Consider the following 24,542-nt stretch of genomic DNA (forward strand, 5'->3'; position numbering starts at 1 on the left):
GCAGGGCTCAGCGCACGGTCAGCTCGGCCTTCCGCCCGCCCGCGGTGAACACGTACGCCCCGCCCTCGACGCGCGGCGCGCCCGCGCCGTCGATGTCGCCCGGGGTGACCGCGAGCACCCGCGCCGGGACGGTCAGCGCGACCGTCTTCGACTGGCCCGCTTCCAGCCGCACTTTGGTGAAGGCGACCAGCTTCCCGGCCGGGGCCAGCACGTCGCTCGACGGCCGCGACACGTGGATGGGAACCACCAGATCCCCGTCCCTCCGGCCGGTGTTGGACACGGTGACCTTCAGCTGCACCGGCTCGCCCGCCCTGACCGAGCTCCGCACCAGGCCCAGGGAATCGAAGGCGTAGCTGGTGTAGGAGAGACCGGCCCCGAAGGCGTACGCGGCGTCGTACGAGGACTCGGCGCCCCCGTTGGTGCCGGGCAGCTGCTGGTAGTACATCGGCTCGTTGCCGGTCTTCTTCGGCCAGGACACCGGGAGCCGGCCGCTCGGGTTCGCCGCCCCGAAGAGGACGTCGGCGACCGCGTGGCCGCCCTCGGTGCCGGGCAGCCAGGACATCAGCAGCCCTTCGGTGCCCGCCGCGTCGCCGAGCGCGAGCGGGCGTCCGGCGAGCACCACGACCACGACCGGCTTGCCGCTCGCCTTCAGCGACTTCACCAGCGCCTGCTGGCCGGCGGACAGTTCCGGCCGCGGGGAGTCGGCCTCGCCCTCGGCCGCGGCCTTCTCACCGACCACGACGACCGTGAGATCCGCGGTCCTGGCCTGCTCGGCGGCCTCGTCCGCGGCCGCGGCGTACACCACGTCCGTGCCCTTGGGCGCCGCTGCCCTGATGCCTTCGAGGACGGTGGTGCCGGGGAGCTCGACTCCCTCGGGCACCCGCTGCCAGCCGATGGTCCAGCCCCCGGCCTGGCTGTCGATGTCGTCGGCGTACGAACCGGCGACCACGATCTTCTTGGCGGAGGCGGGTACGGGGAGAGTGCCGTCCTCGTTGCGCAGCAGGACCTGGGATTCGGTGGCGGCCTTGCGGGCGAGTTCCCGGTCGGCACCGAGCACGGCCTCGTCGGCCTCGCCGGGGTCGACGTACGGGTCCTCGAACAGGCCGAGTTCCAACTTCAGCCGCAGGATGCGGCCGACGGCCTCGTCAATGCGCTTCTCCTTCACCAGGCCACGCCTGACGGCGGTCATCAGGCCTTCGGTGAAGTCTTTGGCGAAGTACGGCTCCATGGCCATGTCGATACCGGCGTTGACGGCGAGCGCGATGGCCTCGGGGTAGTCGGCCGCGATCTTGTACTTGGTCTGCAGGGCGCGGATGTCCTCCCAGTCGGTGACCGCCACGCCTTTGAAGTCCCACTGGTCGCGCAGGACCTTGGTGAGCAGGTAGCGCGAGGAAGTGGCCGGAACCCCGTTGACGGCACCGGAGTTGACCATGACGGTCCTGGCTCCGGCCTCGACGGCGGACCGGTACGGCGCGAGCAGGGTGTCCTGGAGGTAGCGGACCGACACGTCGGCGGGCACCCGGTCGTGCCCGTTGGAGGGCTCCGAGTAGCCGGCGAAGTGCTTGACGGTGGCGGCGACCTTCTTCGCGCCCCGCACGTTCTCGGTGCCGCGGACTGCGGCCGCGGCGAGCGTTCCGGCGAGCAGCGGGTCCTCGCCGTACGTCTCGTAGTAGCGGCCCCAGCGCTGGTCACGGGCGAGGTCGGCGACGGGCGAAAAGTTCCAGTCGATGCCGGTGGCGGCGACGGCACGGGCGGTGGCCGCGCCCGAGTCGCGTACGGTGCCGGGGTCCCAGGTGGCGCCGAGCCCGATCTGGTGCGGGAAGACGGTGGCGCCCAGGACGTTGTTGTGGCCGTGCACGGCGTCGACTCCGTAGAGCACGGGGATGTGGAGACGGGACTTCTCGACGGCGTACTTCTGGACGGAGTTGACCATACGGGCCCAGTCGGCGGGCGTGTTCTTCTGCGGGCCCATGCCGCCGCCGGAAAGGACGGAACCAGCTGCGTAGTCGTCGAGGACCGTCTTCATGCACGCCTCGTTGAGGGCGCCGCCGCTCCACTCGCAGTCGCCCTGGATCCGGGCCACGGCGATCTGGTCCATCTGCCCGGCCTTCTCCTTGAGCGTCATCCGCCGGAGGAGGTCCTGGACGCGCTGCGCGACGGGCGCACGGGCGTCGAGGTACGCGGGCCGCCCGGCCCCGTCGGCTCCGGCCGGCGCGGACGCAAGCGTCGCCACACAGGCCGTGACGGTCACGAGTGCGGCGGCGCTGCGGCGCCGGGCGCTTCCGATGGATCTCGCTCTCGTGCGTACGCGCCCCTTGAGGCGGCGGTGTAACAGCATCATGCGGGCTCCGTTTCGTGGTCGGCGAGCGGAGTCTTTCCGCGCCGGTGACACCCCGTCAAGGCTTTTCGCAGCGCTTTTCTCATGACCTGAACTAACTCGCGAGCAAAGAAGCGGCGACCCCGCGCACCCGCGCGCGGCACCGCCGCTTCCGACTGGCTCGGCCTCTCCCCGGACCTCGCTCAGCCCCACTCAGTCCTCTTCCGCGAGGATCAGATACAGCTCCTTCCGCGCCTTGTTGACCACCGCGAGAGCCTTGTCGCGCTGCTCGGGCGTCCCGGTCGCCCAGACCTGCCGGAAGGCGTCGACGAGACCCGCGCCGGCCTTCCGGATCTCGTTCATGGCCTCCCAGTCGACGCCGCGCCCGGCCTCCTCCCAGGGGGCCTCGGGACCGGCATCCGCCTCGGCGCGACCGGTCTCGGTCAGCTCGAACAGCTTCTTGCCGCCATCGCTCGTGCTGCTGATCAGGCCCTCGTCCTCCAGCAGTTGCAGGGTCGGATAGACCGAGCCGGGGCTCGGCTTCCACGCTCCGCCACTGCGCTCGGCGATCTCCTGGATCATCTCGTAGCCGTGCATCGGGCGGTCCTTGAGCAGGGTCAGGATCGAAGCGCGCACATCGCCGCGCCGCGCCCTGCCGCGCATTCCGCCGCGCCCGCGGCCGCCCCATGGCGGCGGCCCGAAAGGCGGGCCGAACGGCCCGAAGGCGGCGCGCCGCGCATCGAAGTCACCCCGGCCCTGGTGGCCGGGTCCGCAGGGTCCATGTCCTTGTCCGTGGGAACGCATAGTGACGCTCCTTCCATGTTGATCTGTCGCGATGCTTCAACGATATATCGTGAACACTCGAACGACAAGGCCCGTGGACCCGGCCGCCGGCCCGCACCCACCCAGGCCCCCGAGACGAGGCCAACAGGGCCGGCCAGGGCCAGCGACTCGGAATTGGCCTTGTCCCCCGGCGCCTCCCGCGCCCTACGCTCACGCTCATGCGCATCCGTATCGTCGACGCCTTCACCGACCGCCCCTTCGCCGGAAACCCGGCCGGCGTGCTCCTCCTGGACTCCGGCGGCTTCCCCGACGACGCCTGGCTGCAGCGCGTCGCCGCGGAGGTCAACCTCCCCGAGACGGCCTTCGCGCACCCGCTCCCCCAGGGCGGCGAGGCCGACTGGGCGCTGCGCTGGTGCACGCCCGCGACCGAGGTCAACCTGTGCGGCCACGCCACGCTTGCGACCGCCCACGTCCTGCACACCGCGGGCATCGCGAGCGGCACCGTCCGCTTCGCCACGCGCAGCGGCGTCCTCACCGCGACCGCCGCCGACGACGGCTCGATCACCCTGGACTTCCCGACCGCACCGCTGACCGCGCTCGACGTGCCGGACAGCGCCGTCGCCGCGCTCGGCACGGACGTCCTCTCCGCCCATGACACCGGCCCGAACGTCGGGGATCTGCTCGTCGAGCTGGCCGACGAGAAGACGGTCCGGGCCCTGGCGCCCGACCTCGCGGCCGTCGCGCGCCTCGGCCACCGCGGCGTCATCGCGACCGCCAGGGCCGAAGACCCCACCCGTGGCTACGACTTCGTCTCGCGCTTCTTCGCCCCGGCCGTCGGCATCGACGAGGACCCGGTCACGGGCAGCGCCCACACCGCCCTCGCGCCCTTCTGGTCCGAGCGGCTCGGCCGCGACGAGCTCACCGGCCTCCAGGCCTCGGCCCGCACCGGACTCGTACGCACCGCCCTGCGCGGCGACCGCACACTCCTCACCGGAACCGCGGTCACCGTCATCGACGGCGAACTGCACGCCATCGCCTAGGACTTGGGACGTACGAGACGCATCTTCGGCTCACGAGGCGCATCTTCGGCCGCGGTCCGCTCGGCTCCTCCACCCAGCGATTGGCGGGAGGGGAGGCCGAACGAGCCGCACCCACCCACCGATGGTCGCGTCAGCCCGTCGGCAGCCAGCTCACCTTCCCCGCCAGCAGCGCGTAGCCGACGAACGCCACGATGTCGATCAGCGCATGGGCCGCCACCAGCGGCCCGACCCGCCCCCACCTGCGGTAGAGCAGCACGAACACGACGCCCATCACCATGTTCCCGACGAGCCCGCCGATGCCCTGGTAGAGGTGGTACAGCCCGCGCAGCCCGGCGCTCGCCGCGAGCGAGGCCGCCGGCGTCCACCCCAGCTGCCCGAGCCTGCGCAGCAGATAGCCGACCACGACCACCTCCTCCAGCAGCGAGTTCTGGATGGCCGAGGCGATCAGCACCGGGATCTTCCACCACACGTCGGGCAGCGACTCCGGCACGACCGTGAGGTTGAAGCCCGCGGCCCGCACGGCGAGATAGAAGGCGAGGCCGGTGCCGCCGATCGCCGCCGCGATACCGGCCCCGGCACCGAGGTCGAAACGGGGCCTGCGCCGGTCGAGGCCGATCGCCCGCAGGCCCCCCGCGCCCTCCCGCAGCAGCAGGTGCGCGACGAGCAGGACGGGCACCAGCGCGGTCGCGATCCCGAAGACCTGCCAGGCGAGATCCAGCCACGGCCGCCCGGGCGCGGCGGAGGCGTTGAGCGTGGCGGCCTGGTCCCGCAGACCCCCCGGCTTCGTCGCCGCGCCGACAAAGCTGATCAGTGCGGATACCGCGCTCGCACCCACCGACAGAGCGAGCACCAGCAGCGTCTCGTCGCGCAGCAAGCGGGGCGACAGCCGCTCACCGGGGAAGGAATCGGCCACCCTGCCGGACTCTGCCTGCACACCCGCCTCCAGTTCTCCACAATCCCGCCTCATCCCCGTTCCCGCGCCGCTATGGTCTCGAAAACAAGTACGAAGATCGCCACGACAGGCCGGGAGGAGACCCATGGGACGACACAGCTTGCCCGACGACTCGGCGCCCGGTGGCACGGGGGCCAGAACCCGCGCCCGCCGTCGTACCGTAGCGATCTCCACCGCCCTCGTCCTGGCCGTGACCGCGGGCACCGTCGCCGCGCTCCGCGGCGACCTGCTGTCCTTCGACGGCTCCTGCGACGGCGAGACCATGCCCCTGCGCGTGGTCGCCTCGCCCGACATCGCGCCTGCCCTGCGCATCGTCGCCGGCCGGGCCCGGGCCGACGGTGTCCGTACGGACGGCCGCTGCCTGGACGTACGGGTCACCGCCCGCCCGGGGTACGAGGTCGCGGGCGAGCTGAGCCGGCGCGGCGCCCGCCCCGGCTACGAGGTCTGGCTGCCGGACTCCAGCGTGTGGGTCGAACGGGTCCTGGCGTCGGGCACCGGCCCCTCGCTCGGCGACGGCGGCAACGTCGCCTCCTCGCCGCTCGCCCTCGCCACGGTCCCCTCCGCCGCGGAGAAGCTGGGCTGGCCCCGCAGGACGTACACCTGGACGGAGCTGACCAAGGCCGCCGGGAAGGCGGATCTGCGGCTGGGAGCGGCCGACCCGGCCCGCAGCGCCACCGGGGTGCTCGCCCTCGCCCGGATCGGCGCCTCAGCGGAGAAGCGGGATCCCAGTTCCGACACGCTGGTCGCGGCGACGGCCAAGCTGCTCGCCGGGCACGCCGCGGACGGCGACGAGGAGGTCCTGGCCACCCTCCCGCGCGCCGACTCCGGGGCGGAGAAGGGCGATCCGCGCGGGAACCCGGCGCTGATCGTGTCCGAGCAGGCGGCCCACGCCCACAACCAGGGCGGTCACCTCGGACCGGACCTCCGGCTGTTCTACCCCGAGGACGGCAGCGCGCTGCTCGACTACCCGTACACCCTGGTCGGCGAGGACACTCTGACCGCCGGCCAGACGCGGGCCGCGACCCGCTTCATGACGCTGCTCGGCACCGGAGACAGCCTCGAGGTGCTGCGCGAGCACGGATTCCGCACGGGCGGCGGGCCACCCGAACCCGGGGTGGTCCGCGCGGCGGGTGCGCGGGCCCCGCAGCCGTACGCCGCCACGCCCGCGGAGCCGCCGACCGCAGAGGAGGTGCGGGCGACGCTCAGCCTATGGACGATCACGGTCCAGAGCGCGCGGCTGACCACCGTGGTGGACGCCTCGGACTCCATGTCCGCGCCCGTGCCCGGCCGGAACGGCCAGACACGGATGGACGTCACCAAGGCCTCGCTGCTCCAGGCCCTCGCCACCTTCACGCCGAAGGACGAGATCGGGCTGTGGGAGTTCGCGCGTCAGTTGGACGGCGACCGCGACTACCGCAGGCTGGTGGGCACGGAGCGGCTGGGCGAGCGTACGGCCGGTGGCGCCACGCACCGGGACCGGCTGGCCGCGGCCTTCACCGGTCTCGCTCCGGTGCCCGACGGCCCGACGGGGCTGTACGACACGGTGCTCGCGGTCTACCGGGACGCCAACGCGTCATACGCGAAGGACCGGTTCAACGCCGTCGTGCTGCTGACCGACGGCGCCAACCAGGACCCCGGATCCATTTCCCGCAAAGCCTTGGTCGAAGAGCTGAGGGAACTCGCCGATCCGCAGCGTCCGGTGCCGCTGATCGCCATCGCGGTCGGGCCCGACGCCGACAAGCGGTCGTGCGAGCAGATCGCGGCGGCGACGGGCGGCTCCGCGCACCAGGTCGTGGACCCGGCGGAGATCCACCAGGTGCTCCTCAAGGCGATCATGTCCGCCGGAAGCCGCTGACGCGTTCTGCGCCCGTGGCCCCCAGCCCCGGTCCTGTGGCCCCGAGCCCCGGCCCCGGTCCGCGGGAGAGACGTTTCAGCCCGGAAAGGCCACCGGCCAGGTGTGCACGGGCTCGCCGGCGCGCATCAGCTCGCAGTAACGGCGGGTGGTCGCGGCCAGCGCGGCCTCCCTGCCGAGGCCGCCGTCCAGCCCCCGGTGGAAGGTCGCGGCCTGCCAGGAGGCGCCGTTCACCCGGCGCCTGCAGCGCTCCTCGATGACGCCCAGGTAGAAGTCCCGGTCGGCCGGTTCCACGCCCCACCCGTCGAGCCCGGCTGCGGCGAGCGGCAGCAGCTCGTCCCGTACGAGGCGGACGGCGGGCAGCTCGGACACGCTCCCCGAGCGGCCGGGGCGCGGCCAGCGCAGCGTGGCGTCGATGCCGTAGCGGCAGGCGGCGTCGAAGTTGTCGGACGCCTCGGCGAACGACAGCTTCGACCAGACGGGGCGCGGCTCCTCGGCGAGGGCGCGGACGAGCCCGTAGTAGAAGGCGGTGTTGGCGATGACGTCGGTGACGGTGGGGCCCGCGGGCAGGACGCGGTTCTCCACCCGCAGGTGCGGCACGCCCTCGGCGACCGCATAGACAGGCCGGTTCCAGCGGTAGACGGTGCCGTTGTGCAGGACCAGTTCCTGCAGCTCGGGTATGCGGCCCTCGTCGAGGACGCTCATCGGGTCCTCCTCGCCGCAGATGGGCAGCAGGGCGGGGAAGTAGCGGAAGTTCTCCTCGAAGAGGTCGTACGCGCCAGTGATCCAGCGTTCGCCGAACCAGGTCCGCGGCCGCACGCCCTGTGCCCTGAGCTCGGGCGGCCGGGTGTCGGTGGCCTGCTGGAACAGCGGCGGTCTCGACTCGCGCCACAGCTCGCGGCCGAAGAGGAAGGGGGAGTTGGCGCCCATCGCGATCTGCACCGCGGCCACCGCCTGCGCGGCGTTCCACACGGCAGCGAACCGCCCGGGCGTCACCTGGAGGTGCAGCTGCACGGAGGTGCAGGCGGCCTCGGGGGCGATCGAGCCGCTGCGGTAGGTCAGCCGCTCCACGCCCTCGATGTCGAGGGCGATCTCCTCCCCGCGCGCCGCCAGGATCTGGTCGTTGAGCAGCATGTAACGGTCGACCTCGGAGAGGTTCGAGGACACCAGGTGCTGCGCGGTGAGGGTGGGCAGAATGCCGACCATCACGATCTCCGCGGACACCTCGCGCGCCTTGCGGTCGGCGTACGCCAGACCGGTACGGAGCTCCTCGGCGAGCCGGTCGAGGACCCGCCCCGACATACGGTGCGGCACGATATTCACTTCAAGATTGAACTGGCCGAGCTCGGTCTGGAAATCGCCGCTGGAGATGCGTTCCAGTACTTCCGCATTCATCATGCACGGCATCCCGTCGGCGCCCGCGAGATTCAGCTCGATCTCCAGCCCCATGAGATTCTTGGGCCGGTCGAACCGCTTCTCCTCCAGCAGTCGCTCGAGGCCCTCGAGACACTGCCGCAGTTTGCGCCGATAGCGCTGCCGATCGGACAGGTCGAACCCGCCTGCCACGACCTTCTCCCCCATCGAAGCGTCCCTCCTCGAGTGGGCCGACCGCGGTACCGGCCACGGCGTCAGGGTCGATGATGCCCAGGCAATGTGATCGATAACGCCCGCCGGACACCGCATGCCCGCTACGCTCGTGACTACACGCACCGCGGCACATTCCATCGGCATAGCGTCCTGTCCCGGGCCCCGCGCATTGCTCACGTGAAAAACACCGGCGGGAATCGGCCTACCGCTCACGGGCCATAGCACGAGGCAGGGAGCCGGAGGGGCGGACAGAATAGGCGTAACCCACTCGGAGCAAGGACCGAATACGACCTTGCCCGCAATGCCGACGACAGCTAGTCGAAACACCGAGTGAACATACGTCAGTTAAACTCCGCGAAAGAGGGCAGAGAGTGTGCACCGCCGGCATTTCGATCCACCGGCCCCCTCTGACCCCGCACCTGCTGACACCGCCGTCCGCACCGCCCCGCACCACGTGTCTCCCAAGTGAGAGGCGACCACCATGCCGCTGCTTGTTCCCCCGGCACCCAAGCCCGCCCTGCGCAGCGCCCTTGCGGCCCTCAGCTCGCCCACCGCGGTCCGCGATCCGCGCACGCCCGCCCTGCGGTCCGTACCCGGGCCGCTGACTCCCGAACTCCCGCTGCCCGTCCATGTCCTCGACCGCATCACCGCCCGGCGGGGCACGCCGCGCACCCGGCTCGCCGGGTGGCGCTTCCTGGTCCGCGGCGGCGACCGCGCGGTGGCGGCGGCCGAGACGATGCTGACCCCGGACGGCTGGGCCTTCTCGCACTTCTTCGAGGGTCCTTACGTGACGTCCACCGAGCGTGCGCTGCGGCACGCCGAGACGCTGCCCGCCGCGTACCAGCCGCGGCTGCTGTCCGTACCCGAGCTCTACATGCTCACGCTGTGGCTCCACGAGGACACCACGGCCGACGCCGCCGAGGGCGCGCCCGCGCCGAACGACCTGCTGGTGCCGCTCGCCCCGGCGCCTCCGGGCATCGCCGCGCACCGGACGCACCGGGTCGCGGAGTTGCTGCCCGTGCTCACCCTCCGGCTCTCGCCGCCCCCGCTGATGGGCATGGGCCAAGCTGCCATGGGGTCGCCCGCCTGACCTTGAGGACCCCAGCTGTGTGCGGCATGAGCGTGCCCCGCGACCCCGTGGTCGCGGGGCGCTCGCTTTGGGCGCTCGTTGTGCGGGCTCGGCGCTCAATGCGCGGGGCGCACCACCATAAACGCCGCCCCAAGCGCCACCGCCCAACCGGACTAGCCTGGTGTGACCACACAAGACCCCCCGAAGAGACCGCGGGACTACGGTGAACCGTCCGCCCGGGTGACGCGTCCCTTCCAGTGAGGACAGCTGCCGCGAAATGCCTGCGGAATTGCGCCCGTAGGGCAAGACTGGGACCGATCCGAGAGATACGGGGGGCGGTATGGACACCGCATCGAGCAGCAGGACACTCACCACACCACAGCGAAAGAACCCACCCATGTGCCAGCACCAGTCACCGTGCCCGTCAGCCGACTCCGCCGACCGGGAGGCCGCCCAGATCGTGGCGCACCACCCGGAGCAGGGCTGGAGCCTGCTGTGCAATGGCGTCCTGTTCTTCGAGGACACCGGTGAGCTGCTGCCGGACGGGCAGATCATCGCCCCGCACCGGCCGCTCGGCTCCGAGCATGTGATGACTGCGGCGTGACGGCGGCACGGCGGTAGGCGGTACCACCAGAAAGACCCGGAAACACAGGGGCCGGCCCGGCGGAAATCGCCGAACCGGCCCCGATGCGTGTCAGGCGTCGTACTCCTCCAGGGGCGGGCACGAGCAGACCAGGTTGCGGTCGCCGTAGGCCCCGTCGATCCGGCGCACCGGCGGCCAGTACTTGTCCGCGGCCGTGACACCGGCCGGGAAGACCGCAGTCTCGCGGCTGTACGGCCGCTCCCATTCGCCGGCCAGGGCGGCCGCCGTGTGCGGGGCCCCCCGCAGCGGGTTGTCGTCCGCGGGCCACTCGCCCGAGCCGACCCGCTCGATCTCCCCGCGAATCGCGATCATGGCCTCGCAGAACCGGTCCAGCTCGGCGAGGTCCTCGCTCTCGGTCGGCTCGATCATCAGCGTCCCGGCCACCGGGAACGACATCGTCGGAGCGTGGAAGCCGTAGTCGATCAGCCGCTTGGCGACGTCGTCGACGGTGACGCCGGTCGCCTTGGTGAGCGGGCGCAGGTCGACGATGCACTCGTGCGCGACCAGACCGTTCGGGCCGGTGTAGAGCACGGGGTAGTGCGGTTCGAGGCGCTTGGCGATGTAGTTGGCGCCGAGGACCGCGACCTGGGTGGCCCTGCGCAGACCCTCCGCCCCCATCAGCCGGACGTACGCCCAGGAGATGGGCAGGATGCCCGCGGAGCCCCACGGCGCGGCCGAGATGGGGCCGACCCCCGTCTCGGGCCCCGCGGCCGGCTGGAGCGGGTGGTTCGGCAGGTACGGCGCGAGGTGGGCGCGCACGCCGACCGGGCCGACGCCCGGGCCGCCCCCGCCGTGCGGGATGCAGAAGGTCTTGTGCAGGTTGAGGTGCGAGACGTCGCCGCCGAAGTGGCCGGGCTTCGCGAGACCGAGCAGCGCGTTGAGGTTGGCGCCGTCCACGTACACCTGGCCGCCCGCGTCGTGCACCGCCGCGCAGATGTCGGTGATGTGCTCCTCGAACACGCCGTGCGTGGACGGGTAGGTGACCATGAGCACGGACAGCTGGTCGCCGTACTGCTCGATCTTGGCGCGCAGGTCCTCGACGTCGACGTCGCCGTCCTCGCCGGTCTTCACCACGACGACCTTCATGCCCGCCATCACGGCGCTGGCGGCGTTGGTGCCGTGCGCGGAGGACGGGATGAGGCAGATGGTGCGCTGCTCGTCGCCGTTGGCGCGGTGGTACGCCCGTACGGCCAGCAGTCCCGCCAGCTCGCCCTGGGAGCCCGCGTTCGGCTGGATCGACACCTTGTCGTAGCCGGTGACCTCGGCGAGCCGCTCCTCGAGCTCGCGAATCAGCGTCACATAGCCCTCGGCCTGCTCGACGGGCGCGAACGGGTGCAGCGCCCCGAACTCGGGCCAGGTGACCGGCTCCATCTCCGTCGTCGCGTTGAGCTTCATGGTGCAGGAGCCCAGCGGGATCATGCCGCGGTCGAGCGCGTAGTCCCGGTCGGCCAGCTTGCGCAGGTAGCGCAGCATCGCGGTCTCGGAGCGGTGCTGGCGGAAGACCGGGTGCGTGAGGTACTCGTCGGTGCGCAGCAGCGCCTCCGGCAGCGCATCCTCCACGGTCGCGTCCAGCGCCTCCACGTCCGCCTCGACGCCGAAGGCGCCCCACACCGCGGCCAGCTGGTCCCGGTCGGTGGTCTCGTCGCAGGCGATGCCGACCAGGTCCGCGTCGATCTCGCGCAGATTGACCCCGGCCTCGCGGGCGGCGGCCACGACGCCGGCGGCCCGCCCGGGGACGCGGGCGGTCAGGGTGTCGAAGTACGAGCCGTGGACGATCTCCACGCCGCCCGCCCGCAGACCCTCGGCGAGCAGCGCGGCGTAGCGGTGGGTCCGCCGGGCGATGCCCGCCAGCCCGTCCGGGCCGTGGTAGACGGCGTACATCCCGGCCATGACGGCGAGCAGCACCTGCGCGGTGCAGATGTTGCTCGTGGCCTTCTCGCGGCGGATGTGCTGCTCGCGGGTCTGCAGGGCCAGCCGGTACGCCTTGTCGCCGTCCGCGTCCACGGAGACTCCGACGAGCCGGCCCGGCAGGCTGCGGGCGAACGTCGAGCGTACGGACATGTAGCCGGCGTGCGGGCCGCCGAAGCCCATCGGGACGCCGAAGCGCTGGCTGGTGCCGACGGCGATGTCCGCGCCCAGGTCGCCGGGCGAGGTGAGCAGGGTGAGGGCGAGGAGGTCGGCGGAGACGGTGACGACCGCGCCCAGCTCGTGGGCCTGCTCGATCACCGGCCGCAGGTCCCGCACCTGCCCGGAGGCGCCCGGGTACTGCAGCAGCACGCCGAAGACACCGCGCTCGGCGGCCTCCGCCGGAATGCCGCCGGACAGGTCGGCGACGACGACCTCGACGCCGGTCGGCTCGGCGCGGGTCTCGATGACGGCGATGGTCTGCGGGAGACAGTCGGCGTCGATGAGGAAGACCCCGTCCTTGACCTCGCCGACGCGGCGGGAGAGGGCCACGGCCTCGGCGGCGGCGGTGGCCTCGTCGAGCAGCGAGGCACCCGCGGTCGGCAGACCCGTCAGGTCGGCGACGACGGTCTGGAAGTTCAGCAGCGCCTCGAGGCGGCCCTGCGAGATCTCCGGCTGGTACGGCGTGTAGGCGGTGTACCAGGCCGGGTTCTCCAGGACGTTGCGGAGGATCACCGGCGGGGTGAAGGTGCCGTAGTAGCCGAGCCCGATCATCGGGGCCAGCACCTCGTTGCGGTCGGCGAGCCCGCGCAGCTCGGCGAGGACGTCGCCCTCCCCGCGCGCCTCCGGCAGGTCCAGCGCCCCGGCGCTCTTGATCACGTCGGGCACGGCGGCGGCGGTGAGTTCGTCGAGCGAGCCGTAGCCGACCTGGGCGAGCATCTTCGCCTGGGCCCCGGCATCGGGGCCGATGTGGCGCTGCTCGAAGGGGATGCCACGCTCCAGCCGGGAGAGTGGGATGCGGTTGGCGGTCATCTGCGGAGGCCTCCTGGTCGACTCGACCTGCGAGGGGTACCACTGCACGAGTACCCGGACGGCCTCCCCCTCTGTCATCTCAACCTGAGAGCTTCACCGGTCCGCCTGGGCGGCCCGGCTTTCACCGTCGGTGAGGAGGGGTTCCGGCACATTCCGTCCGACGCCCGCCCTGCTTTCCAGAGTGACCTCGTCCGTGCGGTACGGGTGCCTGAGAGATTCCGGGGAGGATTTGCTCCTTCGGCGCCTCCGGCCTTGCAGCGGAGGACTCTCCCGCACGGGGTCTGCAGCCGCTGTCAGCCTACCAGCGCGCCTCACGCCGGGCGTGACCCGCAGGACGCCGAGTGGCCGAGGCACGAGATGTGGCCTTTCGTTGTCTCATAGAGGACGTACGAGGAGTTGGAGGGCAGCGTGCAGTCCGATATCGATCCGCGGAGCCTGATAGGACGCAAGGCGTTCGACCTGGACGGAGCGAAGATCGGCACCGTGGACGAGGTGTATCTGGATGACGCCACAGGGCGTCCTGAGTGGGCCGCCGTGCGCACCGGCCTGTTCGGGCGCGACGCGTTCGTACCGCTGGAGCCCAGCGAGGTCGTCGACGACACCCTGCGGGTCCCCTACCACCGGTCTCTGATCAAGGACGCTCCCGACTTCGGCGTGGGGCGGCACCTCTCGCCGGAGCAGGAGCTGCAGCTCTACCACCACTACGGGCTCGACGCGTCCGCTCCGGGCAGCGGCCAGGACGACGGGGACGACGGCGACCAGGACTTCGGCCGTATCGCCGGGGACGGCGACTGATCGCCCGCGTACGCGTCCGCGTCCCGGTCCTCGGGTGACACCAGAGGCAGAGGCTCGGACGGCTCCAGGCCGGGGTCGTCCACGGGGAACGTGCGCACCCGCCCAGGCGCCGACCACGGCTGTTCGAAGCGCACGGTGACCTTCCCGACCCCGCTGCCCTGCACCCAGCCAGGTCCGAACTCCGCATGCCGGACGTCATGGCCCGGCACCCAGCGCCTGTGGCCGGGCTCCGGCGCCGCTTCCTCCGCCCCGGGTGGCGCTCCCCCATAGCCTTCGGCATGGGTGGGGGTCCCCCCAGTGGTAGCTGGGGGCGTACCCCCACCCGCGGTCTCCGGTTCCGCGCCGCCGGCCTCCGCTTCCGGCCCCGGTGTCTCCCCCGCGTGGGCCGTCTCCGCCGTCGCGGCCTGCGCGAACAGGTCCTCCTGCGTGAAGTCGGCGAGCCCGCTGACCCCGACGCCGAGCAGCCGTACGCCGCCCGTGGTGTCCACGGTCTCGATGAGCCGCGCGGCGGCCTCCCGGATCACCGCGGGGTCGTCGGTGGGCCCGCGCAGCGTCTCGGAGCGGGTGAGCGTCGAGAAGTCGTAGCGCCGGACCTTCAGCACGACCGTACGGCCCGACCGGCCCGCCGAGCGCAGCCGTCGCACGCACCGGTCGGCGAGCCGCGCGACCTCGCCCCGCACCCGCGCCCTGTCGTGCAGATCGACGTCGAAGGTGTCCTCGACGGACACGGACTTGGCGTCCCGCTCCGCGACCACAGGCCGGTCGTCGAGGCCCAGGGCCATGGCGTGCAGCGAGCTGCCGTGCGCTTTGCCCAGCAGCCGGACCAGCTCGTCCTCCCCCGCCTCGGCCATCTCACCCACGCTGTGGATCCCGGCCCTGCGCAGATGCTCGGCGGTGGCCGGACCGACGCCCGGGAGGGTGCGGACCGTCATGGGCGCCAGCAGCTCACGCTCCGTGCCGGGCGCAATGAGCACCAGTCCGTCCGGTTTCGCCTGCTCGGAGGCGATCTTGGCGAGCATCTTCGACCCGGCGAGGCCCACCGAGCCCGTGAGGCCGGTGACGGCCCGGATGTCGCGCCGCAGCCGCTCCCCCATCTCGCGCGCGGCGTCCGCCGACGCCGCCACCCCGCCGGCCTCGAGGTCGACGAAAGCCTCGTCCAGGCTCAGCGGCTCGACCAGCGGGGACAGCCCGTGCAGCAGCTCCATGACCGCGTCGCTGACCTGGCGGTACAGCGTGAAGCGCGGAGCGAGATAGGCGGCGTTCGGGCACAGCCGCCGGGCCTGGCCGGTCGCCATGGCGGAGTGCACCCCGAAGACCCGCGCCTCGTACGACGCCGTGGCCACCACGCCGCGCGGACCGATGCCGCCGACCACCACCGGCTTGCCGCGCAGGCTCGGCTTGGCCGCCTGCTCCACCGCGGCGAAGAACGCGTCCATGTCGAGATGCAGGATGGTCGGTGCGGACCTCACACCACCGATGCTGCCCTACGGCACTGACAACAGGCCGTGTACGGGGCTGCGGCGGGTCAGACGGCCCGGTTGCGGCGACGGGCGAGCTCGTCGGCCGGGTTGTGCCCGACGAGCGTCTCTCCGGTGTCCACCCGCTCGCCGTGAAGCTGGGACAGGGCGTCCTCCACGTCCCGCCAGACCACGCCGACCGCGATGCCGAAGATGCCCTGTCCGCCCTGGAGCAGACTCACCACATCGTCCGGGGACGAACACTCGTAGACGGTCGCGCCGTCGCTCATGAGCGTCATCTGGGCGAGGTCGGCTCGCTCCTTGGCGCGCAGGTGCTGGACGGCCGCACGGATGTTCTGCAGCGAGACGCCGGTGTCCAGGAAGCGCTTCACGATCTTCAGGACGACGACGTCCCGGAAGCTGTAGAGCCGCTGGGTGCCCGAGCCGTACGCCGGCCGGACGCTGGGTTCGACGAGTCCGGTACGCGCCCAGTAGTCCAGCTGGCGGTACGTGATGCCCGCCGCCGCGCAGGCGGTGGGTCCGCGGTAGCCGATCAGATCGGACTGGTCAGGGGCCACGCTGTCCGGAGCCGCTGCGCTGTGCCGCCGGATGGTGGGGTCGGACGCACGTCCGTGGAGCGGAATGGGACCGCCCGCCGCTGTACCGTCGCCGGTGCTGCTCACGCCGACCTCCGTCCTTGACCTGCCTTCTCGACGGTAGGCAGTCACCCCGGGTGCGTCAACGATCGCCACACTCGCCACGCCGAGTGATAATCACCCTAAGGGTGGTTTCTCGTGACCTCTTCGGGGGAAGGGCTAGCCGATTGGCCTGGCCGCGCGCCGGTCGGGCGGCCGATCCGGCTGATTCCCCGGCCTCCCCGGCCCCGGCTCACTCCCTGTTGGTGCCGAAGTCCTCGGGCGAGATCTGGTCGAGGAACTCGCGGAACTTCTCGACCTCGTCCTCCTGCTCGTCCGGGATGGCGATTCCCGCGTCGTCCAGCACACCGTCGCTGCCGTAGATGGGCGTGCCGGTGCGCAGCGCGAGCGCTATGGCGTCGGACGGCCTGGCGCTGACCTCGACCCCGCTGGCGAAGACCAGCTCCGCGTAGAACACGCCCTCACGCAGATCCGTGATGCGGACCTCGGTGAGAGTCTGGCCGACGGCCTCGAGCACGTCCTTGAAAAGGTCGTGGGTCAGCGGCCGGGCGGGCGCCATGCCCTGCTGGGCAAAGGCGATGGCGGTGGCCTCCCCGGGCCCGATCCAGATGGGGAGGTAGCGGTCGCCTCCCACTTCACGCAGGAGCACGATCGGTTGGTTGGAGGGCATTTCCACCCGGACACCGACGACGTCGAGCTCGTTCACACAGCAACCCTAGGACGTGCCCGGGCGGTTTGGGTAGTCGGGCCCGTCCTTCAGTGCAGCCGGCCCCGCAGAGCGGACTGTACGAGCGCGGCGTGCAGCCGTACGGAAAGCGTCGCCAGCTCGCGGGCCGTGGACTCCGCGTGATTCCTGGTCTGGGGGTTGCGGTGGCGCCTGAGCGGGGCCACCACCTGCTCGACGAGGTCCGCCTGCCGGTCGGCGGCGGCCTTCATGACCCGCAGGTGGCGGGGCTCGAGACCGAAGCGCCCGAGGTCGGCGACGAGCTTGGCGACGGAGACCGCCTCGATGTCGTAGCCCCCGTCACCGTCCGGCGCGATCAGGCCGTACGACTCCCACTCGGCGAGCTCGTCCTCTCCGACCTCGGCCGCGGCGAGGAGCTCGGCGCGGCCGACCCGGGCGCCCTCCGGGACCCCGGCGCCCTGCTCCAGCGCCTGGTCGAGCAGTTCACGCGGCCGGCCGGGGGCCGGGAGCCGGACCTGCTCGCCGCGCTCCAGGGCGTCGAGGTGCTCGCGGATGACCTTCAGCGGCAGATAGTGGTCCCGCTGCATGCGCAGTACGCAGGCGAGCCGCTGCACGTCCTCGGGGCTGAACTTGCGGTAGCCGGAAGGGGTCCGCCGCGGCTCGACCAGGCCCTCCGCCTCCAAGAAGCGGATTTTGGAGATGGTGACCTCGGGAAACTCCTCGCGCAGCTGCTGGAGCACCGCGCCGATGCTCATCAGCCCGCCGCCTGCCGGGGTGGCGGTGCCGGGACCGGCACCGCCCGACCGTGTCCGACGCATGGCCCTTCCCTGATCGGGTCGCCTGACGGGTCAGATGCCCCGCTGGCTGGCGTAGAAGACCAGCCGGTACTTGCCGATCTGCACCTCGTCGCCATTGGACAGCGGGACCGAGTCGATCCGCTCCCGGTTGACATACGTGCCGTTCAGGCTGCCGACGTCGGACACCGTGAAGCCGCCGTCGGGACCGCGGCGGAACTCCACATGCCGCCGGGAGACGGTCACGTCGTCCAGGAAGATGTCGCTCTGCGGGTGGCGCCCGGCCGTGGTCAGGTCGCCGTCCAGGAGGAAGCGGCTGCCGGAGTTCGGCCCGCGGCGGACCACCAGCAGCGCCGAGCCGAGGGGCAGGGCGTCAACGGCGGCCTGTGCCTCGGGAGACAGCGGTGGCACCGTCTGGCCCGTGGCCTCGGCCTCGTACGCCTCAAGACCCGAGATCGAGATGGTGGAGGTCGTCTCCGAGGAACGCTCGCCCGACGCCCCTGCGCGCAGCGGCGCTCCGCAGTTGGAGCAGAACCGGCTGGCCTCTGCATTCCGGTTTCCGCACCGCGTACAAACAGGCAAGGCCGTGAACCCTCCACCCGTACTTGAGGTTGATCGTTCCTCGAAACCTATGCGCCCGGATGCCGCAGGGTCAACAGAAGACGCGCCGTGACCACCCGGAATGTCGCCGCCGGAGCCCGCGATTTCGTCGCGGAACAGCGGCCGCTCCTCCGACGCGGCGCTCTCCTGGGCGGGACGCCCCGCGCGGTGGCGGGCCGCGCCGCTGCCCCCGCCTTCACGCGCGCTCTTGCCGAACAACTTCGCAAACAACTTCACGGGCGATTCCCCTTGACCGAAACAGACCCGCCCGTGGGGCAGGACGAAACCTCACTGCACGCACCCGGCCGACCCGGACACCTTCACAACGTCCGTGACCCTCAGACAGTTTCCACCACACACCACCCCCGTAGTGCGCCGACCCCCCGCGACTTCGCGCACCGGCCGCGCGGCCCCTGCGCGATCCCTTCACTGCGATGACAACCGAGCGTAGTCAGGCCGCTCCGCCGATCGCAAGGCGTCCACGACGATCCTCTCGGAGCGGGCGACGGACACCGTGGCCTGCTCCTTCTCCAGAGTCTGCACCACTCCGCCCGGGATGTTCAGCGCCGGTTCGAGGTCCTGCGGCTTGCCGATGACCTTGAAGCGGTAGGGCTCGGTGATCCGCTTCCCGTCGACCCGTACACCGCCCCCGGCGTCGGAGAAGTACGTGTCGGCCACAACCCGTACGTCGTTGATCTGGATGGCCTCCGCGCCCGCGGCCCGCAGCTCCTGGATGGCGTCGAGCAGCATGTCCGCCTGGACGGTCCCGGCGTCGCTCACCGTGATGGTGATGCCGGGCCCCTCGGCCGCGACCGTGCCCGCGAGCACGCCGAGCTGCTGCTCCTTCTGGACCGTCTGCTTGCGCGCCTCTTCGGCCTGGTCCGAGCTGTTCTCCAGCTCGGTGCGCTGGTTCTCCAGGCGGCGCTTCTCGTCCTCGAGGCGCTGGGTGCGGTTGTCGAGCTCGTCCAGGATCCGTACGAGGTCCTCCTGGCGGGCGCCGCGCAGCGCGCTGTTCTCGGTGGTGGAGCGCACCTGGATGGCCAGGCCGAGGCCGAGCACGAACAGCAGGAGGGCGACGATCAGTTGGGCGCGGGTGACCCGGGGCGGCCATACGCCTGCGGCCAGCCGCTGCCGGCCGGTGAGCCGCGCCTCTGGGGCCTTCGTTGCTTTCGGTGCTTTCGGTGCCTCTGAGGCCTCCGGCTCAGGAGAGGGCTGCTCGGCGGCGTCCTCCGGCTCCGGAGTCCGTCCCGCTTCCGGGGTCCGCTCCGCTTCCGGGGTCTGCCCTGCTTCCGGGGTCTGCCCTGCTTCCGGAGCCCCTTCCGGCTTCGGCGTCTCTTCGGGCTCGCCTTCCGGCGTTTCCGGGGTCCTGGGTGTCTCTTCGTTGCTCATCGGCCTCACGCCCGGAACACGTGCCGGCGGATCGCGGCGGCGTTGGAGAAGATGCGGATGCCCAGCACGACGACGACACCGGTGGACAACTGCGCGCCGACGCCGAGCTTGTCACCGAGGAACACGATCAGCGCGGCGACCACCACGTTGGACAGGAACGACACCACGAAGACCTTGTCGTCGAAGATGCCGTCCAGCATGGCCCTGAGGCCCCCGAAGACCGCGTCGAGCGCGGCGACGACGGCGATCGGCAGATAGGGCTCGACCACCGCCGGCACCTCGGGCCGGACCAGCAGTCCCACCACGACTCCCACGACGAGGCCCAGTACGGCGATCACGATGTGCCCTTCCCTGTGTCGGCGGCGCTCTTCTCCGCGCTCCCGGCTTCCGGCTTAGCGGTACGGACGATCAGGCTGGGCGCGGCAGGCAGCCGGACGTCGTCCTGCGCGTAGATGTTCGCGCGGACACCGTAGTTCTCCTTGAGCACCTGCAGGTACTGCCCGTCGGCGCTGCTCTGGAAGTCGGCGGCCAGGCGCTGCCCGTCCCCCACCGCGAGCACCGTGTACGGCGGCACCAGCGGTTTGTTGTCGACCAGTATGGCGTCACCCGCGGCCCTGATCGCCGACAGGGCCGTCAGCCGCTGGCCGTTGATCGCGATGGCTTCCGCCCCCGACTCCCACAGGCCGTTGACGACCCGCTGCAGGTCCCGGTCGCGGACGCGGCCGGTGTCGGTGAAGCCGCTGCTCTCCCGGGGGCCTTCGCCGCCCTCGTCGGCTTCCTTGGCGTCGTTCACGACCAGCTTCACGCCGGGGCCGTGCACCGGCGCCGCCCCGGCCAGCAGGCCGACGATCTCCCCCTCGCCGCCGCCGTGCTCCTCCAGGGCCTCGCGCTGCCGCTGCCCGACCTCATCCCTGAGCTCGTCCACGCTCTCCTGGAGCTTGTCCGCTTCCGAGGTGTCGCTCTCGATGCGGTCGATCAGCTCCTGCCGCTCCTTGGCGAGGGCCGGGGCCGATATCTGCGTCTCCGCGGCGCCTACGGTCACCACGGCCGCGGCGAGGACGAGGCCTGCGGCGAGCCCGAGCCGGGCGCGCAGGGTCTTCGGCAGCCCCTTGCCGCCTTCGGCTTCGTGCCGGGCGGCGGCCTCGACGTAGCCGTCGTCGAGGCTGTGGTCCATCACGTTGGTCAGCAGCGACATCGAGGCGTCGGGGCGCGAGGGCGGCGAAGCGGAGCTCCGAGCGGGGTGCTGCTGCGACATGCCGCACATCGTCGCACGTCGTGGCCGCTACCGCCGAATGGGGCCATCGACGCGCCGGTGCGAGGCACCGTGTCTGCGGCGCCCCGCACCGGGGCCGTATGGCGGCGCACCGATCCGCCGGCCAGGGCAGAGCCTGGGAGGGCTCCTACGGCCGGCGGACGGGTGCGTGGAGGTCAGCGGCCGGCGCTGTCGACCACCGCGGACCACTCGTCGAGGAGCGCCTGCGCCGAGGCCTCGTCCGGCCCCTCGGCCCACAGGTGCGTGACGGCCTCGGCCGGGTCGGGCAGCACCATCACCCAGCGGCCGTCGGCCTCCACGACCCGTACGCCATCGGTGGTGTCCACGAACCGGTCGCCCGCCGCCTCCACCACCGTCCGCATGACCAGTCCCTTCACGGCCCACGGGGTGGCGAGGTCACGGCGCTGGACGTGGGCCCGCGGAATCCGGGCGTCGATCTGGCTCAGCGTGAGCTGCGTGCGGGCCACCAGGCCGATAAGCCGTACGAACGCGGCCGTTCCGTCGAAGACACTGCTGAACTCCGGCACGATGAAGCCGCCGCGCCCGTCACCGCCGAAGATCGTCGTCTCGTCACGGCCGACGCGGGTGAGGTCGTCGGGCGACGTCGTCGTCCACTCCACCTGCGTGCCGTGGTAGGCCGCGACCTGCTCGGCGATCCGCGTCGTGGTCACGGGCAGCGCGACGCGGCCGCTGCGCCGCTCCGCGGCGACCAGGTCGAGCATGACCAGCAGCGCACGGTCGTCCTCGACGATCCGGCCCCGCTCGTCCACGAGCGAGATCCGCTCGCCCACGGGGTCGAAGCGGACACCGAAGGCGGCACGAGCGGACGCGACGATCTCACCGAGCCGTACGAGGCCGGCGCGGCGGGCGTCCGCCGTCTCCGTCGGCCGCGACTCGTTGAGGCCGGGGTTGATGGTGAGGGCGTCGACGCCGAGTTTGCCGAGGAGGCTGGGCAGCACAAGGCCCGCGCTGCCGTTGGAGGCGTCGACGACGACCTTGAGCCCGGAGTCGGCGACACCGCTGTTGTCCACGGCGCGCAGCAGCGATCCGGTGTACGAGTCGAAGACGCTGGCGGGGAAGCGCAGATCGCCGATCTCGCCGGGGAAGGCCCGCCGGTATTCCTGTCGGGCGAAGACCCGGTCGAGCTTGCGCTGGCCGGCCTGGGAGAGGTCCGCGCCCCGCTCGTCGAAGAACATGATGTCGACCGAGTCCGGGACCCCGGGTGACGTACGGACCATGATGCCGCCGGCGCCGCCGCGGGCGGTCTGCTGGCGGGCGACGGGCAACGGGACGTTCTCCAGGTCCCGTACGTCGATCGCGCTGGCCTGGAGGGCGGAGATGACCGCCCTCTTGAGAGCGCGGGCACCACGCGAGTGGTCACGGGCGGTGGTGACGGTCGAGCCCTTCTTCAGTGTGGTCGCATACGCACCGGCGAGGCGTACGGCGAGCTCCGGCGTGATCTCCACATTGAGGATCCCGGAGACGCCGCGGGCGCCGAACAGTTGCGCTTGGCCGCGGGACTCCCAGATGACCGAGGTGTTGACGAACGCGCCCGCCTCCACGGTCTTGAAGGGGTAAACGCGAACATTGCCCTGGACGATCGATTCTTCGCCGATCAGGCACTCGTCACCGATGACGGCACCGTCCTCGATACGGGCGGCGCGCATGATGTCGGTGTTCTTGCCGATCACACATCCGCGCAGATTGCACTGCTGCCCGATGTAGACGTTGTCGTGGACAACGGCCTTGTGGAGGAAAGCGCCGCTCTTCACGACCACGTTCGATCCGACGACGGTGTGCTCGCGGATCTCGGCGTCCGCTTCCACCTTCGCGTAGTCACCGATGTAGAGCGGCCCGCGGAGAACGGCGTCGGGATGCACCTCGGCGCCTTCGGCGACCCAGACGCCCGGCGAGATCTCGAAGCCCTCCAGATCGACCTCGACCTTGCCCTCGAGGACGTCTGCCTGCGCCTTGACGTAACTCTCGTGTGTGCCGACGTCCTCCCAGTAACCCTCGGCCACGTAGCCGTAGATGGGCTTGCCTTCCTTCATCAGCTGAGGAAAGACATCACCGGACCAGTCGACGGACACGTCGGCCTCGACGTAGTCGAAAACCTCCGGCTCCATGACGTAGATACCGGTGTTGACGGTGTCGGAGAAGACCTGGCCCCAGGTGGGTTTCTCGAGAAATCGCTCGACCTGGCCGTTATCGTCGACGATGGTGATGCCGAATTCCAGCGGATTGGGCACACGCGTCAGACATACCGTGACGAGCGCGCCCTTCTCCTTATGGAAATTGATCAGCTCCGTGAGGTCGAAATCAGTGAGCGCATCGCCGGAAATAACGAGGAAGGCATCGTCCTTCAGCGCTTCCTCTGCATTCTTGACACTGCCGGCGGTGCCGAGTGGCTTTTCCTCATGCGCATAGGTGAGTTCCATGCCGAGTTCCTCACCGTCGCCAAAGTAGTTCTTGACGAGAGAGGCGAGGAACTGCACGGTCACCACGGTCTCGGTGAGACCGTGCCGCTTGAGCAGCCGCAGTACGTGCTCCATGATCGGCCTGTTGGCCACAGGCAGCAGCGGCTTGGGCATGCTCGAGGTCATGGGACGAAGGCGAGTACCTTCGCCACCGGCCATCACGACGGCCTTCATGTCGGAAGCGTCCTCCTTGAAGAGACGACGGTCAAGCCGACTGCGCCCGTCCAGATGGGCCCTCGGTTCTCGCAAATCGGGCCCCGGCGTGCGGTAAGGCGGTCGAAAATACGGTGTAACCGCATCGGCGAGCTCAGTCGGCCGCGGCGTCCGCCCGCACGAGTCGGCGGACCTGAACCACGTACAGGATTCCTGCCCACCAGTAGAGCGTTGTACCCCATCCGGCGAACGCCCATCCGAAAATAGCAGCGAGTGAGGGGACCCAGCCACTTCCGTCACTCAGCAGAAGCAACGGGAAGGCGTACATGAGGTTGAACGTCGCCGCCTTCCCAAGGAAGTTCACCTGCGGCGGCGGGTAGCCGTGACGGCGGAGGACCCCGACCATGATGAGAAGGACCAGCTCCCGGGCCAGCAAAACGGCCGTGAGCCACAAGGGCAGGATTTCGCGCCAGGTCAGACCGACGAGCGTGGAGAGGATGTAGAGCCGGTCCGCGGCCGGGTCCAGCAGCCGGCCCAGGCTGCTGACCTGGTTCCACCGCCGCGCCAGCTTGCCGTCCAGGTAGTCGCTGACACCGCTGAGGGCAAGCACGAGCAGCGCCCAGCCGTCGCTCTTGGGGCCGCCGAACTCGGGCCGGAGGATCAGCCAAAGGAAGAGCGGAACACCAATGAGACGCGCCATGCTGAGGATGTTCGGGATGGTGAGGACACGGTCCGTCTGGACGCGCGTCTCCTGGACCTCCACCCGGGAGCCTCCTGGAAGAACGTGCCAACGATGCCCCCTGACCCTACCGGCAGGCATTGACGACCTGCACAGAGGCCCTGCCCGTCCCGCAGGTGGACGGGAAAGCCGTGCCCGGAAGCAGATACGGACGCAGATGCGGATACAGAAAAGCCGTGGTTCCCGGGTCGAATACGAGTATCCGACCGGGAACCACGGCTCAATGTTTGTTCGGCGGCGTCCTACTCTCCCACAGGGTCCCCCCTGCAGTACCATCGGCGCTGAAAGGCTTAGCTTCCGGGTTCGGAATGTAACCGGGCGTTTCCCTAACGCAATGACCACCG

Annotated in this window: 19 protein-coding genes, 1 rRNA gene, 1 pseudogene and 1 riboswitch; of the genes and pseudogenes, 5 read left to right on the plus strand and 16 right to left on the minus strand. The window is 71.0% G+C overall.

Going from position 1 to position 24,542, the window contains the following annotated elements:
* Positions 1 to 7: 7 nt before the first annotated feature.
* Positions 8 to 2,341 carry a glycoside hydrolase family 3 N-terminal domain-containing protein gene (locus ACTWQC_RS10170; protein WP_443315263.1) on the minus strand — a complete coding sequence of 778 codons (2,334 nt, stop codon included), beginning with the start codon at positions 2,339 to 2,341 and terminating at the stop codon, positions 8 to 10.
* A 189-nt stretch (positions 2,342 to 2,530) separates the two neighbouring features.
* Entirely contained in the window at positions 2,531 to 3,121 is a 591-nt protein-coding gene (locus tag ACTWQC_RS10175) for a PadR family transcriptional regulator (protein ID WP_443315264.1), read from the minus strand.
* 197 nt (positions 3,122 to 3,318) lie between these two features.
* On the opposite strand from ACTWQC_RS10175, the gene ACTWQC_RS10180 reads away from it, so the two are divergent.
* Complete coding sequence (locus tag ACTWQC_RS10180; RefSeq protein ID WP_443315265.1) at positions 3,319 to 4,140, plus strand: PhzF family phenazine biosynthesis protein; 822 nt, start codon at positions 3,319 to 3,321, stop codon at positions 4,138 to 4,140.
* A 130-nt stretch (positions 4,141 to 4,270) separates the two neighbouring features.
* Here ACTWQC_RS10180 and ACTWQC_RS10185 read toward each other — a convergent pair whose 3' ends face one another.
* A complete protein-coding gene (locus ACTWQC_RS10185; RefSeq protein ID WP_443315266.1) occupies positions 4,271 to 5,074 on the minus strand; it encodes a CPBP family intramembrane glutamic endopeptidase in 804 nt (267 codons plus the stop codon).
* A gap of 103 nt (positions 5,075 to 5,177) precedes the next feature.
* Here ACTWQC_RS10185 and ACTWQC_RS10190 point away from each other — a divergent pair, with 103 nt between their 5' ends.
* Positions 5,178 to 6,947 (plus strand): substrate-binding domain-containing protein, encoded by a 1,770-nt coding sequence (locus tag ACTWQC_RS10190; protein ID WP_443315267.1) that lies wholly within the window; start codon positions 5,178 to 5,180, stop codon positions 6,945 to 6,947.
* A gap of 75 nt (positions 6,948 to 7,022) precedes the next feature.
* On the opposite strand, the gene ACTWQC_RS10195 is transcribed toward ACTWQC_RS10190, so the two are convergent.
* The gene (locus ACTWQC_RS10195; RefSeq protein ID WP_443315268.1) at positions 7,023 to 8,525 is read right to left on the minus strand and encodes a glutamate-cysteine ligase family protein; all 1,503 of its coding nucleotides are present in this window, start codon (positions 8,523 to 8,525) and stop codon (positions 7,023 to 7,025) included.
* A 487-nt stretch (positions 8,526 to 9,012) separates the two neighbouring features.
* On the opposite strand from ACTWQC_RS10195, the gene ACTWQC_RS10200 reads away from it, so the two are divergent.
* Together ACTWQC_RS10200 and ACTWQC_RS10205 are read left to right on the plus strand one after the other, a co-directional pair.
* Positions 9,013 to 9,621 (plus strand): hypothetical protein, encoded by a 609-nt coding sequence (locus ACTWQC_RS10200; protein WP_443315269.1) that lies wholly within the window; start codon positions 9,013 to 9,015, stop codon positions 9,619 to 9,621.
* Between the two features lie 376 nt (positions 9,622 to 9,997).
* The gene (locus ACTWQC_RS10205) at positions 9,998 to 10,204 is read left to right on the plus strand and encodes a DUF5999 family protein (protein WP_443315270.1); all 207 of its coding nucleotides are present in this window, start codon (positions 9,998 to 10,000) and stop codon (positions 10,202 to 10,204) included.
* A 90-nt stretch (positions 10,205 to 10,294) separates the two neighbouring features.
* On the opposite strand, the gene gcvP is transcribed toward ACTWQC_RS10205, so the two are convergent.
* Positions 10,295 to 13,180, minus strand: a complete 2,886-nt coding sequence (gene gcvP, locus ACTWQC_RS10210; protein WP_443315271.1) for an aminomethyl-transferring glycine dehydrogenase — start codon at positions 13,178 to 13,180, stop codon at positions 10,295 to 10,297.
* Positions 13,181 to 13,366: 186 nt separating this feature from the next.
* Positions 13,367 to 13,463, minus strand: a riboswitch (glycine riboswitch).
* Between the two features lie 125 nt (positions 13,464 to 13,588).
* On the opposite strand from gcvP, the gene ACTWQC_RS10215 reads away from it, so the two are divergent.
* A complete protein-coding gene (locus tag ACTWQC_RS10215) occupies positions 13,589 to 13,975 on the plus strand; it encodes a PRC-barrel domain-containing protein (RefSeq protein WP_443315272.1) in 387 nt (128 codons plus the stop codon).
* On the opposite strand, the gene ACTWQC_RS10220 is transcribed toward ACTWQC_RS10215, so the two are convergent.
* The 11 genes and pseudogenes from ACTWQC_RS10220 to rrf all read right to left on the minus strand — a co-directional run.
* A complete protein-coding gene (locus tag ACTWQC_RS10220; RefSeq protein WP_443315273.1) occupies positions 13,882 to 15,444 on the minus strand; it encodes a DNA polymerase IV in 1,563 nt (520 codons plus the stop codon). The two genes, ACTWQC_RS10215 and ACTWQC_RS10220, sit on opposite strands and share 94 nt — an antisense overlap.
* Positions 15,445 to 15,500: 56 nt before the next feature.
* Positions 15,501 to 16,115, minus strand: coding sequence for a MerR family transcriptional regulator (locus ACTWQC_RS10225; protein WP_443315274.1), 615 nt, complete (start codon positions 16,113 to 16,115; stop codon positions 15,501 to 15,503).
* A gap of 205 nt (positions 16,116 to 16,320) precedes the next feature.
* Positions 16,321 to 16,794, minus strand: coding sequence for a bifunctional nuclease family protein (locus tag ACTWQC_RS10230; protein ID WP_360861600.1), 474 nt, complete (start codon positions 16,792 to 16,794; stop codon positions 16,321 to 16,323).
* A gap of 50 nt (positions 16,795 to 16,844) precedes the next feature.
* The gene (gene ftsR / locus ACTWQC_RS10235; protein WP_443315275.1) at positions 16,845 to 17,591 is read right to left on the minus strand and encodes a transcriptional regulator FtsR; all 747 of its coding nucleotides are present in this window, start codon (positions 17,589 to 17,591) and stop codon (positions 16,845 to 16,847) included.
* A 30-nt stretch (positions 17,592 to 17,621) separates the two neighbouring features.
* Positions 17,622 to 18,513 (minus strand): annotated as a pseudogene (locus ACTWQC_RS10240) (FHA domain-containing protein).
* Between the two features lie 80 nt (positions 18,514 to 18,593).
* Entirely contained in the window at positions 18,594 to 19,556 is a 963-nt protein-coding gene (locus ACTWQC_RS10245; protein ID WP_443315276.1) for a DUF881 domain-containing protein, read from the minus strand.
* Positions 19,557 to 19,561: 5 nt separating this feature from the next.
* Positions 19,562 to 19,894 carry a small basic family protein gene (locus ACTWQC_RS10250; RefSeq protein ID WP_019708255.1) on the minus strand — a complete coding sequence of 111 codons (333 nt, stop codon included), beginning with the start codon at positions 19,892 to 19,894 and terminating at the stop codon, positions 19,562 to 19,564.
* Positions 19,891 to 20,811 carry a DUF881 domain-containing protein gene (locus ACTWQC_RS10255; RefSeq protein ID WP_443315277.1) on the minus strand — a complete coding sequence of 307 codons (921 nt, stop codon included), beginning with the start codon at positions 20,809 to 20,811 and terminating at the stop codon, positions 19,891 to 19,893. Before ACTWQC_RS10255 ends, ACTWQC_RS10250 begins: the two co-directional genes overlap by 4 nt.
* 173 nt (positions 20,812 to 20,984) lie before the next feature.
* Complete coding sequence (locus tag ACTWQC_RS10260; RefSeq protein ID WP_443315278.1) at positions 20,985 to 23,480, minus strand: sugar phosphate nucleotidyltransferase; 2,496 nt, start codon at positions 23,478 to 23,480, stop codon at positions 20,985 to 20,987.
* Between the two features lie 133 nt (positions 23,481 to 23,613).
* On the minus strand, positions 23,614 to 24,222 hold the full coding sequence (locus ACTWQC_RS10265) for a CDP-alcohol phosphatidyltransferase family protein (protein WP_443315279.1): 609 nt from the start codon (positions 24,220 to 24,222) through the stop codon (positions 23,614 to 23,616).
* 205 nt (positions 24,223 to 24,427) lie between these two features.
* Positions 24,428 to 24,542 (minus strand): 5S ribosomal RNA (gene rrf / locus ACTWQC_RS10270); the annotation flags it as partial.

It is taken from the genome of Streptomyces sp. 8N616 (genome assembly GCF_052246385.1).
Lineage (GTDB): Bacteria > Actinomycetota > Actinomycetes > Streptomycetales > Streptomycetaceae > Streptomyces.